The organism is Falsiphaeobacter marinintestinus, from assembly GCF_007923355.1.
GTDB lineage: Bacteria > Pseudomonadota > Alphaproteobacteria > Rhodobacterales > Rhodobacteraceae > Phaeobacter_A > Phaeobacter_A marinintestinus.
The window spans coordinates 85,165-97,575 of sequence record NZ_VOGO01000004.1 but is presented as its reverse complement, the minus strand read 5'-3'; the positions used below and the strand labels follow the sequence as shown (position 1 = coordinate 97,575).

Genomic DNA, 12,411 nt, shown 5'->3' with positions numbered 1-12,411 from the left:
TATCGCAACATAAAGCCCAAAGCCGCCGCTGGCGCCAAGGCGTGCCCAAACTGCGCTCAGACACAACGCTATCTTGAATAGAAGAACGTCTTCAGTTCTTCGCGCATGCGCAACCGTTCGGGATAATCCCGCGCGAATTTTTCGGGTGGGATGCCTTCCCAAACCTGTGAAAAGACGCGCATCTTGTTGCCCCCATAAATCTTGGCCAGGTCTTCGTCCGTATACCCACGCGCCCAGAGATCGTCGGTGATGGCGGCAAGAATCTTGGCCAGTTCACCGCTACCGGTCGCGCCTTTGTTGAAGGCATCAATCATATAGCCTCCATCGTCGTACATGTCGGCATTGGCCGTGGCGAATTCGACCACGAGATCTTCAGTGAACATATCATCCGTTGCGATGCCGACGTGATCGACGCCAACCAGCTTGACGTAATAATCAATCATGTCGGCGGCCTGTTTGGGCGAGATGTCATCGGGCCAGATCCCGTCCATCATCCATTCGGTAAAGGTTGGTGACACATATCCACCAGACTTGGCGGCGCGCAGGGCCTCGTCATCCGGGATCGCGCGATAACAGCCGCGCGGCGTGGCGTTTGGTTCGTTCTTGTACAGACCGGCCGGGACGGAATGTGTGTAGACAAATGGAACCCCGGGATAGGTCTCTTCCATGTATTCCATGGCGTCGTTCGCAGTTTTTGACCCGGTGTGGCTGAGGTCAAGAAGAATGCCAAAGCGAACCAGTTCGTCGATCACCGATTTGCCCCAGGGTGTCAGGCCAATGTCGCGCCCGTTATAGGCGGCCAGCTGACCCGATCCGGTACGGAAAATATCATTATAGGCCAGGATCATGCTCTTGATGCCCATGTCCTTGAGCGTCGCCATCTTCTTCAGATCGCCATTCAGGATCGTGGCGGTCTGACTGTTCCAAAGCACGGCCGTTTTGCCATGAAGATGCGCGGCTTCGATGTCGCGGGTGTGGTTTACGATCTGGTAGTTTTCAGGCTGTTCCGCCATCGCCGCCCGGAAATGATAGTGCTGTTCCAGCAGCGTTTCGAACGACATGTCGGCGGCGCCCAACGTCATCTCATGGCCGGTCACGCCCGCGTCCCGCGCGCGCTGGAAATAGTCGTGCAGCTGACTGTATTCGGTCCATCCGGTGCCATAGGGGCTGGCCAACATGCCGATCACAATGGTGTCTTGGACGAATTGTTTTGCCTTGTCCGAGGCATCCCACGTCTTGCTGTTTTCGCTTGCGACGGATGCCGTTGCCAGCCCGATGGTCAGCGCGGCGGCGGACATAATGTGTCGTATCATGAAAACGTCTTCCCCCTGTGGCGCTGCCTGTTCAGGCTATGCGCTTCTTTTTTGCAGGCCCCCGGAAAGCAGGGCGAACCCGAATGCGGGTTGCCTGATTACCGACGATCTTCGGCTGTTGGGTCGTGATCTCAGTTTGCCCACCGCACGGGCATAGTCAACGGTCCTCGAAACGCCCAACCGCCGAAAGGCGTGTCTCCGTCAAGTTGCAGGTCGGGGATGCGATCAAACAGCATGGGCAGGGCGACGTCTCCGATCAGGGCCTTGGAGGCCCAGGCCCCGGCGCAGAAATGCGGGCCGGCGCCGAACGAGATCGCGGCGCTGCAGTTCTGGCTCATGTCGAAGGCATCGGGGTTGGTAAAGACAGCCTCGTCGCGGTTACCCGAGCCGAACATCAGGAACACGCGGTCTTCGGGGGCAAAGGTGACCGTGTCGACCTTATGGGGTTTCGCCACGCGGCGCGGCGACATGCCGATGGGCGACATCCATCGGGCGTATTCTTCGAACGCCTGCAGCCATGTGTAGGTGGCGTTGCGGGTTTGGGCAAGTTGGTCGGGATGGGTCAGCAAGGCCCAGACGGCCCCGGCGATGGCGTCACGCGGTTCGTTCTGACCACCCGAGATCGCCAGCTTGATATTGGCGCGCACCTGATCGTCCGGCAGACCGGCGCGGCGTTGAACGGACAAAAGCGAATGATCGGGGGCAGCATCGACAACCGGGATCATCGCGTCGATGTGGCGATCGATCGACGCGGTGCAGTCATGGCAATTGGCGGTCACAGCAGGGTCACCGGCATAGTTGGCACAGCCGTCGATCATGCCCTGACTGACGCGGTTCATTTCATGCGCGGTCATGTTGGTCAGGCCGGTCATCGCCTTCAGTGCCTCGGCAGAAACCGGCATGGCATAATCGCTTACCAGATCGCAGGCCCCCTTGGGCGCAAGGTCATCGAGGATTTTGGCGGTGGCGGCGCGGAACTGATCGGTCCAGACCCGATTCACAGTCTTTGGGGACACGGTGGGAAAGATCGCCTTGCGCTCGGCCATATGGGCGTCGCCATCCTTGCGCATCATGTTTTGCCCCATCAGCACGGTCATCAGGCCGTCGGGCTGATCGGACGAGAACACATCGGTCTTTTTCTCGTTGTCGAAAATCGCGTCGCGCCGGGTGATCAGGGTCGCGCCCAGTTGCGGAACGAAACAGATCGGGGTGTCGGCGCGCATCCGTTTGAGATCGGGATAGGGATCGGCCCAGAAGGTCGCAGGATCGATGTCATAGGCCGGGGCGTCGGACATGGGCTGGCTCCTTTGGCGTGCCTTGGAACGTTCGGAAATTGAACAGGGGCTGTCAACACGTGCGGAGTTTTGGCGCCCTGCCCTTTTGGAGTTGAGGGCCGCGAAAACCCGCCGATCTGGTCCACGCAGGCGGGCCGCGCAAAGGTCCGCGCATGCGGGCGCGCGGATCTGGCCTGATCCTGCCGAAAAGCGGTCACTGTGCTGACACCTGTGTCCACCAGTGTGCTGCAAGGGTTAATCGAATGTTCAGAATGCTGGATCATAAAACCGGCCAAGCAGGAGACACGACATGTCACAGGCAGACGACCTTGAACGCCAAATGCTGGACCTTATCAACGCCGAACGCGCAACGCGGGGGTTGGACCCGGTTCAGCTGGAATTGCGACTGAACGCTTCGGCCGAAGATCACAGCACATGGATGCTGGCGGTCGACATCTTTTCACATACCGGGTCCGGCGGATCGTCTGCAGGGGATCGTATGATCGATGCGGGGTTCGTGTTTTCCGGCAGCTGGACCTGGGCCGAAAACATCGCCTGGCAATCGGTGCGGGGCGCGCCGGGGCTGAGCGATGACGTCATCGACCTGCACACCAGCCTTATGAACAGTTCGGGCCATCGCGCAAACATCCTGAACCCGGACGTCACAGTCATCGGGATCGGCATCGAAATCGGCAATTTCGACGGCTGGAACGCGATCATTGTGACGCAGAATTTCGCGCGGACCTCGGCCCCAGTCGATCTGGATGTGATCGCAGGGCAGCCTCAGATCGTCCAGGCGGGCGCGAGCGGCACCGTTGGGGATGACTGGCTGGTCATGGCGGACGGCGTGGCCGGGCGTGTGTCGGGTCTGGATGGAAACGACACGCTGGAAGGGTCTGACATGGTCAGTATCCTGGTGGGCGGCACGGGAGATGACGACCTGTTCGGCCATGGTGGCAACGACCGGCTGTTGGGCGGGGCGGGGGCCGATACCGGCAACGGTGGGGCGGGAAGCGATACGATCCGCGGAGGCGCCGGGAACGATCGGCTGGAGGGCGGCGGTGGCAATGACCGGATCTGGGGCCAGAACGGGGATGATACCCTGTCGGGCGGCACCGGGAATGATGTGCTGAATGGCGGTGCTGGGGCGAACGTTTTAACGGGCGGCGACGGCGCGGATACGTTTGTGTTTACCCGGGGCAGCCAGCGCATCACGGATTTCGAAACCGGGGACAGGATTGATCTAGGATCAAGCGCAAGGATCGTGGATTACGGCGATCTGGTGGCCAACCACATGTCACAATCCGGATCGGACATGATCATCGATGACGGGGCGGGCAACCTGATGACGGTTGAAAACGCAAACCTGTTGACCCTGTCCGAAAGCGATTTTCTGTTCTGATCCTATGTCAGCAAAACGGGCGGCCAGGATCATCGGCCGCCCGCAGTTGTTTTTCGCTCAGACAGCTTAGCCGCCCTGATTGGTCTGCAGCTTGTCCAGAACCTGATCGATCGAGAAACTGCCCGGTTTCTGACGTGGCGGGTAGTCCTTGAAGGTGGCCAGGAACTCTCCCACAAAGGCCTGCGCAGGAACCAGCAGGAACAGCCGTTCAAAGCGCCATTTTCCGTAACTGATCGATTCATGATCGGCGAGCTCAAACGGATCGGAGAACAGGTCAAATATCTTCGGAAGTCTCAGAACTGTCAGCGGATCCTGCCACACGTTGATCCCGTGCGCACGCTGTTCGGCAAACACGATTTTCCACCGGTTATACCGCAGGTTCATCAGATTGCCGCCGTCCGAGAAATAGAAGAATTCGCGGCGCGGACCTTCGTCGACCTCGCCCTTCCAGCGCGGCAGGAAGTTGTAGCCGTCAAGATGCACCGGTTCGTTGCCTTCACCAAACGGGGCTTCGATCAGCATCCGCTCTTTCATGTCGGGATCACCATTGGCGGCCATCAGGGTGGGGAACCAGTCGAGATGACTGATGATGTCGCGCGACCGTGATCCGGGTTCGATGACGCCGGGCCATTTGACGATCAATGGAACGCGATAGCTGCCTTCCCAGTTGTCGTTTTTCTCGCCCCGGAACGGCGTGGTGCCGCCATCCGGCCAGGTAAAGACCTCGGCACCGTTGTCCGTGGAATACATGATGACAGTGTTGTCGGCGATGCCCAGCTCTTCGAGTTTGTCGAGAAGTTCGCCGACCATACCATCATGTTCGACCATGCCATCGGGGTAAATGCCCAACCCGGTCACGCCTTCGCTTTCCTCTTTGAGGTGGGTCCAGACGTGCATTCGGGTGGTGTTGTACCACAGAAAGAAGGGTTTATCCTGTTCTGCGGCTCGATCCATGAAGTCCAGCGCACCGGCGGTCACTTCTTCGTCGATGGTTTCCATCCGCTTTTTCGTCAGCGGTCCGGTGTCTTCAATCGATCCGTCAGCCGACGCTTTGATCACGCCGCGGGGGCCAAACCTTTCGCGAAATTCGGGGTCCTTGGGATAATCCGCGTTTTCCGGCTCTTCTTCAGCGTTCAGATGGTAAAGGTTGCCAAAAAACTCGTCAAAACCATGGTTGGTCGGCAAATGTTCGTCTAGGTCGCCCAAGTGGTTCTTGCCGAACTGGCCGGTCATATAGCCTTTGGATTTCATGTATTCGGCAATGGTCGGGTCTTTTTCCGACATGCCTTCCTTGGCGCCCGGCAGACCGACTTTCAGCAGGCCGGTACGAAACCCGGATTGGCCGGTGACAAACGAGGCCCGCCCTGCCGTACAGGATTGTTCGCCATACGCATGGGTAAAGATCATGCCATCTTTGGCGATCCGGTCGATGTTGGGTGTTTCATAGCCCATCATGCCCTGATTATAGGCACTGACATTCCAATATCCGATATCATCGCCCCAGATCATGAGGTAGTTCATCGGCTTGTCTTGGGCATATGCAGCCGAAGCGCTTAACAGCCCGACCGAAAGAGCCAAGCCAGCCGCGCGTCGCACGGCCCTTGTAAGTTGAAACATGAAATCCTCCCTTTGAAACGAAAACGGCATGGCGCATGGATGTGCCTGCTCTTGGTCCAGTCTGACCCAAGAGGGCAAACCGATCAATTGCCCCTTAGGGCAATACCGATCCGCAAGAAGGTCTCGCCCCCCTGCCGTGTCGATCAATAGATTTTCGGCACGTACAATTCGTCCGGCAGCACCTGACGTTCATATTCGGGGTTGTACTTGCGCTCGGGCAAATTGACCTTTTCGCTTTCCACGTCGGAATACGGGATCTTGGTCAGCAGGTGCTCCATACAGTTCAGGCGCTCGCGCTTTTTATCATTGCCTTCAACCACATACCACGGCGCTTCGGGGATGTTGGTGCGGGCAAACATGTCTTCCTTGGCCTTGGTGTAATCCTCCCACCGGATGCGGGATTCCAGATCCATCGGAGACAGTTTCCACTGCTTCATCGGGTCGTGGATGCGCATCAGGAACCGCATCTGCTGTTCTTCATCGGTGATCGAGAACCAGTATTTGAGCAGGATAATGCCGGACCGGACCAGCATACGCTCAAATTCGGGAACATCCTGCATGAACTGTTCGACCTGATCATCTGACGCAAACCCCATCACCCGTTCAACCCCGGCGCGGTTGTACCACGACCGGTCAAACAAGACGATTTCACCCGCCGCAGGCAGGTGCGGCACATAGCGCTGGAAATACCACTGACTTTGTTCGCGCCGGCTGGGCGCTGGCAGGGCGACAACACGGGCGACACGCGGGTTCAGGCGCTGGGTGATCCGTTTGATCACGCCCCCTTTGCCAGCGCTGTCGCGACCTTCGAACAGGATACAGACCTTGGCACCGGTTTCCTGCACCCAGTCCTGAACCTTGATCAGTTCGGCCTGCAGCCGCAGAAGGTTGCGGAAATAGGTCTTGCGATCCAGCATATCGGGATGCTGATCGCGATAAATCTTGCGGATTTCCAGCGACAGCATCGGCTCGGCAAATTCGATCTCGATATCTTCGTCGAATGTATCCTGCAGTTCGGCTTCCAGCCAATCCATTGCGTTATCGAGGGTGTTGTCGGTCAAAAATCCGCTCCTTGTTCCAAAAAAAATGTCGGGACAGCCATGCCGGAAGGTATTTTTCCGGCCTAGCCCGTCTTTGTAAATGATCTGTGTCAGACTCTAACGCGAGTCCTGCAAAATCATGGCACTGGCCTTTTCGGCAATCATGATCGTCGGCGCGTTGGTGTTCCCACTTGTTATAGCGGGCATAACGCTGGCGTCCACCACGCGCAGGCCGGACGCGCCGCGCAGCCGCAGGCGTGAATCGACCGGTGCGGCGTCATCGGCCCCCATCCGCACCGTGGCGACCGGGTGAAAGATCGTCGTGCCGATATCGCCGGCTGCGCGGATCAGATCATCGGTGTCATCCGACGCAGTGCCCGGCATGATCTCTTGCGGGCTGTATCGCTGCATCGGAGATTGCTGCATGATCGCGCGGGCCTGACGGATCGCATCGGCCGCCACTTGCCGGTCGCCTTCGGTCGACAGGTAATTCGGCGCGATGCGCGGCGCGGCCTTCGGGTCGGGCGAGGTGATCTGAACCGTGCCCCGACTTTCGGGGCGCAGATTGCAGACGCTGGCGGTAATCGCATCAAAGTCATGCAAGGGTTGCCCAAACGCCTCCAGCGACAGCGGCTGAACATGATATTCCAGATCCGGAGTCGCCAGATCAGGGCGCGAGCGGGCAAACGCCCCCAGCTGGCTGGGCGACATCGACATCGGGCCCGACCGTTTCAACGCGTATTCCAGCCCGATCTTGGCTTTCCCCCACAAGGTCGATGACAGGGTGTTCAGCGTTGTCGCCCCCTCCAGCCGCCAGGCGCAGCGCAGTTGCAGATGGTCCTGCAGATTGGCGCCAACCTGCGCCATGTCGTTTTCTACCGGCAGACCCAAGTCCTGCAACAAGGCCCCCGGGCCAAAACCCGAAAGTTGCAGGATCTGAGGGCTGCCAATGGCACCGGCCGACAGGATCACCTCCCCCTTCGCATAGGCCGTTTTTTCAACGCCGTTCTGGCGATAAACGACGCCGGTCACACGCCCGTCTTTGGTCACCAGCCGCTCGGTCTGTGCCCCGGTTTCAACCTTCAGCGTGTCACCGGTGGTGGTGCGCAGGAACGCCTTGGCGGTGTTCATCCGCCAGCCACCGCGCTGGTTCACCTTGAAATACCCCACACCTTCGTTGGACCCGGTGTTGAAATCGGTGACCTTCGGCAGCCCCCAGGCCGCCGCCGCGTCCATCCAGTGATCCAGCACGTCCCAATGCAGACGCTGGTTCTCAACCCGCCATTCGCCACCCACGCTGTGCATGTCGGACGGGCCATCGACATAGTCTTCGGATTTCAGGAAATACGGCATCACGTCGTCCCAGCCCCAGCCAGGATTGCCCATCTGCCGCCAGCCATCATAATCCGCCGCCTGCCCGCGCAGATACAGCATCCCGTTGATCGAACTGCACCCGCCCAGAACCTTGCCACGCGGATACAACAGCGACCGCCCGTTCAGCCCGGCCTCTTCAGCCGTGCGGAACTGCCAGTCCGTGCGTGGATTATCGATGCAATACAGATACCCGATGGGGATATGGACCCAGTGATAATTATCCTTGCCGCCCGCCTCCAGAAGCAACACGCGATGACCGGCTTCGCTCAGCCGCTTGGCCACCACACAGCCCGCACTGCCCGCCCCGACAATGATGTAATCCCAGTTCATGCCCACTCCTCTGTCGACCTCAGAATTTCCCACAACGCCGGCAACCGCAACCGACCTGCCCATTTCCTCTTGCTCCAAATATCCCGGGGGAGCACCGCAGGTGCGGGGGCAGAGCCCCCCTCCCGTTCAAACCGGCAAGGCCGTGGTCTTGAAAACGGTGCGCAACGCAAAGCTGGACTGCATCTGCGCCACGCCCGGCAAGCGCGCCAGATACTGGCGGTGGATGCGGGCGAAATCCTCGGTGCTTTCGGCCACCACCTTCAGAATGTAATCAGCCTTGCCGGCCATCAGATGACACTCCAGCACATCCGGGATGCGCTTGACCGCCGTTTCGAACGCCTCAAGCACGTCATCGGCCTGAGCCTGCAATGTAATCTCGACAAAAACGGTGGTGGGCACGCCAAGTTTGCGCGCATCCAATAGTGCAACATAGTCTTTGATATAGCCATCCGCCTCAAGCCGCTGCACCCGGCGATGGCAGGCCGAGGGTGACAGGTTCACCTTTTCCGACAGATCCGCATTCGACATCCGCCCCCGGATCTGAAGCGCCCCGAGAATCCGCCGATCAGTTGCGTCCAGTGTCATTCGCGCACATCCTTTGCGTAAACAGAACAGTTCTTCGAAGACCATTCGAACCACTCCCAGCCGGAAGAGGCAAGTTCGATGAATAATTTCACACAGCTTCGCCCAAAATATGGGCAATTTACAAACAGGGAGAACGGACATGAAAATCGGATGTCCTAAGGAAATCAAACCACAGGAATTTCGCGTCGGCATGACGCCCCATGCGGCGGCCGAAGCCGTGTCGCGGGGCCATGACGTCGTGATCGAAACCAGCGCAGGCGTCGGGGCGGGCTTTGCGGACGCCGACTATGTCGCGATGGGTGCGATGATCGCCGATACGGCAGAAGAGGTGTTCGCCACCGCCGACATGATCGTGAAGGTGAAAGAACCCCAGGCCAGCGAACGCAAGCGGCTGCGCGAAGGGCAACTGCTGTTCACCTATCTGCATCTTGCCCCCGATCCCGATCAGACCCGCGACTTGCTGGCAAGCGGCTGCACCGCCATAGCGTATGAAACTGTGACCGATGCCAACGGAGGCCTGCCACTTCTGGCACCAATGTCCGAGGTGGCGGGCAAGCTGGCCCCACAAGTCGGCGCCTGGACCCTGCAAAAGGCCAACGGTGGACGCGGTGTGCTTTTGGGCGGCGTGCCTGGTGTCGGCCCGGCCCGGGTGGTTGTGATCGGCGGCGGCGTGGTCGGCACCCATGCCGCCCGCGTGGCGGCCGGAATGGGCGCTGATGTGACCGTTCTCGACCGCTCCCTGCCCCGCATGCGCTATCTGGACGATGCGTTTTCAGGGCTGTTCAAAACCAAATTCGCGAGCGTCGGAAGCACGGCGGAAGAAGTCGCAATGGCCGATCTGGTGGTCGGGGCCGTGCTGATCCCCGGGGCTGCAGCGCCCAAGCTGGTCAGCCGGGCGCAACTGTCGACGATGAAACCGGGTGCGGCGATCGTCGACGTCGCGATCGACCAGGGCGGATGCTTTGAGACCTCGCGCGCAACAACTCATGAGGACCCGATCTATGAGGTCGACGGGGTCATGCATTACTGTGTCGCCAACATGCCTGGCGCTGTGGCGCGCACGTCGACCATCGCGCTTGGCAATGCCACGATGCCGTTTCTGATGGCCCTGGCGGACAAGGGCTGGCGACAGGCCTGCCAGGACGATCCGCACTTGCTGGCCGGTCTGAACGTCCATGCCGGGCAGTTGACCTATTACGCCGTCGGCAAGGCGCTGGGCATCGACGTGGTGTCCCCGTCTGTCATCGTCAAAGGCTAAACCCTCCCGCCCCCTTGTACAGCCGCTTGCGGGGCCGACAGGCGTTGGGCCAGGCACCGCGCGTCCCGCGCGGTGCGGTTTCGCCAGCCGAAACGGTCCTTTTAATCACACCCGCGCCGCGCGTAAGCGCGGCGCCCGGCCCAACCGAAGGCCGCGGCATCTTGATGCCGCAACGACGGGCGGGAGCGGCCCGTCGTCAAAAATCAGGCGGTTTTGTGGATTTCGACCGTATGCGGATAAGGGATCGAAATCCCTTTGGTATCGAAAGCTTCCTTGACCTGTTTGGTCAGATCGAACTTCAGATCCCAGTAATCCGCTGCCTGACACCACAGACGAGCGGTGATATCGACCGAGCTGTCGCCCAGATTGGTCACCCGGATCCACGGGGCCGGATCGCCCAGAACGCGTTCATCTGCACTTGCCAGATCCATGATCACCTGCATGGCGGCATCCGAGCTGTCGCCATAGTCGATGCCAAACACCAGATCAACGCGACGGGTGTCATGTGCCGAATAGTTGGTGATGACGGTGCCCCATGCCTGACCGTTGGGGACGATGATCTGCACATTGTCGGGAGTCGCCAGTTCGGTGGTGAACATCGAGATATCCTTGACCGTTCCCGCAGTCCCGCCGATGTCGACGAACTGGCCCAGTTTGTAGGGGCGGAAAATGATCAGCATCACACCTGCGGACAGATCGCTGAGCGTGCCCTGCAGTGCAAGGCCGATGGCCAGCGAGGCCGCGCCCAGGATCGCCACCAGCGACGTTGCCGGGATCCCGAAGATTCCCATAACCGCGACAAGCACAATCGCAAGGATCGCCCACTTGACCATGCTGGCAAAGAAATTGCCCAGCGTCGGATCAATCCGCGGCGTGGCATTGACCCGTCTGCGCACGGTACGCGACACGATCCCGGCAGCCATCCAGCCCACAATCAGAACCACCAGCGCCTTGGCCGCGCTGAAGATCAAGGGCGCAAAAGTGCCCAGTTGTTCCATCATATCTTCCATCGGTACTCTCCTGAACCAAACCTCAACATTATCGGGCCGATTAAAGAAAAAGGGCCTGCCGAAGCAAGCCCTTTCCCATTCGCGTGAGTGGTCTTTTTATTATTACGCTTTCTTCAGCGCGTCGCGAATTTCCGTGAGCAGATCAAGCTCCGAAGGGCCGGCTGGCTCTGCGGGGGCTTCTTCTTTCGGGGCTTCTGTGGCCGCCTTGGCCTTGTTGACGGCCTTCACCAGAAGGAAGACAACGAAGGCGATAATGAGGAAGTTGATGATGGCCATGATGAAGCGGCCCCATGCGAACACGGCGGCACCTGCTTCTTCGGCTTCGCCGATCGACGCGTATTCACCAGCGCCCAGCAGAACGTACTGACCGGCAAAATCGATGCCGCCCAGAAACAGGCTGATGATCGGGTTGATCAGGTCAGCGACCAGCGATCCGACGATCGCGGTAAAGGCTGCGCCGATGATGATACCGACGGCCATGTCCATGACATTGCCCTTGGCGATGAAGTCTTTGAATTCTTTGAGCATACTGTTGTCCCCTTCAGCCGGTGGAGCAGTTCGTCTGCCCACATTTTGTGCTTCGTGAGACCTATTGCCTCATTTCTGCAGGCAAACCGAGGGGAAAAACATCGCCACGCTCCCCTACTCCGCGATACGAATCGCAGGGGGTGTCGTTCTGGTTGAGACGGGTGGCGGCGTCAGGATCAGCGTTGCACTGATCAGCCTGGCAATGTGCCGGTCAGGACATAGCGCAGCATCTCGACCACCTGTGCGGGCTGTTCGGCAACGGCCAATGCGGCGGCGTGAACCTCTTTCAGGGCATGCTGATGTTCTGGAGGATTCAGCACAATCAGAGACTTGCCCAAAGCAGCGGCATAGCCCGCATCAAAGGCGGCATTCCACTGTTTGTACTTGTCGCCAAAGCGGATCACCACGACATCCGCGTCTTCGATCCCCTTGCGGGTGCGGATCGCGTTCAGCTTGGCGCCCTTGTGATCGTGCCAGAACTTGTTGTCTTCGCCGCCCAGTATCGTCACGCCGCAATCGTCGCTGGCCGCGTGATCGGTGACCGGGCTAGAAAATGCCACGTCAAGGCCTTTGGCCCCCTCGATGATCTGGTCGCGCCAGTCGGTGTGGATTTCCCCGGACAGATAGACGTTCAGAGTCATGGTGCGCTCCCTGCGTGTTCCTTTGGCCAAGGGTATATC

11 protein-coding genes are annotated in these 12,411 nt (G+C 59.4%); 2 read left to right on the top strand and 9 right to left on the bottom strand.

What is annotated here, in order from left to right; all coding sequences use genetic code 11:
- Positions 1-68 precede the first annotated feature (68 nt).
- Positions 69-1,313, bottom strand: coding sequence for a membrane dipeptidase (locus tag FOY56_RS10250; protein WP_146345753.1), 1,245 nt, complete (start codon positions 1,311-1,313; stop codon positions 69-71).
- Positions 1,314-1,444: 131 nt separating this feature from the next.
- Complete coding sequence (locus FOY56_RS10245) at positions 1,445-2,608, bottom strand: cytochrome P450 (RefSeq protein ID WP_146345752.1); 1,164 nt, start codon at positions 2,606-2,608, stop codon at positions 1,445-1,447.
- 289 nt (positions 2,609-2,897) lie between these two features.
- On the opposite strand from FOY56_RS10245, the gene FOY56_RS10240 reads away from it, so the two are divergent.
- A complete protein-coding gene (locus FOY56_RS10240) occupies positions 2,898-3,989 on the top strand; it encodes a CAP domain-containing protein (protein WP_146345751.1) in 1,092 nt (363 codons plus the stop codon).
- A 66-nt stretch (positions 3,990-4,055) separates the two neighbouring features.
- On the opposite strand, the gene FOY56_RS10235 is transcribed toward FOY56_RS10240, so the two are convergent.
- The 4 genes from FOY56_RS10235 to FOY56_RS10220 form a co-directional block, all read right to left on the bottom strand.
- The gene (locus tag FOY56_RS10235) at positions 4,056-5,606 is read right to left on the bottom strand and encodes an arylsulfatase (protein ID WP_146345750.1); all 1,551 of its coding nucleotides are present in this window, start codon (positions 5,604-5,606) and stop codon (positions 4,056-4,058) included.
- Positions 5,607-5,749: 143 nt separating this feature from the next.
- Positions 5,750-6,640 carry a polyphosphate kinase 2 gene (gene ppk2, locus FOY56_RS10230; protein ID WP_146346022.1) on the bottom strand — a complete coding sequence of 297 codons (891 nt, stop codon included), beginning with the start codon at positions 6,638-6,640 and terminating at the stop codon, positions 5,750-5,752.
- Between the two features lie 123 nt (positions 6,641-6,763).
- Complete coding sequence (locus FOY56_RS10225; protein ID WP_146345749.1) at positions 6,764-8,350, bottom strand: GMC family oxidoreductase; 1,587 nt, start codon at positions 8,348-8,350, stop codon at positions 6,764-6,766.
- A 126-nt stretch (positions 8,351-8,476) separates the two neighbouring features.
- Positions 8,477-8,935 carry an Lrp/AsnC family transcriptional regulator gene (locus FOY56_RS10220; RefSeq protein WP_146345748.1) on the bottom strand — a complete coding sequence of 153 codons (459 nt, stop codon included), beginning with the start codon at positions 8,933-8,935 and terminating at the stop codon, positions 8,477-8,479.
- Between the two features lie 139 nt (positions 8,936-9,074).
- On the opposite strand from FOY56_RS10220, the gene ald reads away from it, so the two are divergent.
- Positions 9,075-10,193: an alanine dehydrogenase gene (gene ald / locus FOY56_RS10215; protein WP_146345747.1), complete on the top strand. Its 1,119-nt coding sequence runs from the start codon at positions 9,075-9,077 to the stop codon at positions 10,191-10,193.
- Between the two features lie 203 nt (positions 10,194-10,396).
- Here ald and FOY56_RS10210 read toward each other — a convergent pair whose 3' ends face one another.
- The 3 genes from FOY56_RS10210 to FOY56_RS10200 form a co-directional block, all read right to left on the bottom strand.
- Positions 10,397-11,203: a mechanosensitive ion channel family protein gene (locus FOY56_RS10210; protein WP_146345746.1), complete on the bottom strand. Its 807-nt coding sequence runs from the start codon at positions 11,201-11,203 to the stop codon at positions 10,397-10,399.
- 102 nt (positions 11,204-11,305) lie between these two features.
- Positions 11,306-11,731 (bottom strand): large conductance mechanosensitive channel protein MscL, encoded by a 426-nt coding sequence (gene mscL, locus FOY56_RS10205; protein WP_146345745.1) that lies wholly within the window; start codon positions 11,729-11,731, stop codon positions 11,306-11,308.
- 191 nt (positions 11,732-11,922) lie between these two features.
- The gene (locus FOY56_RS10200; protein WP_146345744.1) at positions 11,923-12,372 is read right to left on the bottom strand and encodes a YtoQ family protein; all 450 of its coding nucleotides are present in this window, start codon (positions 12,370-12,372) and stop codon (positions 11,923-11,925) included.
- Positions 12,373-12,411 lie beyond the last annotated feature (39 nt).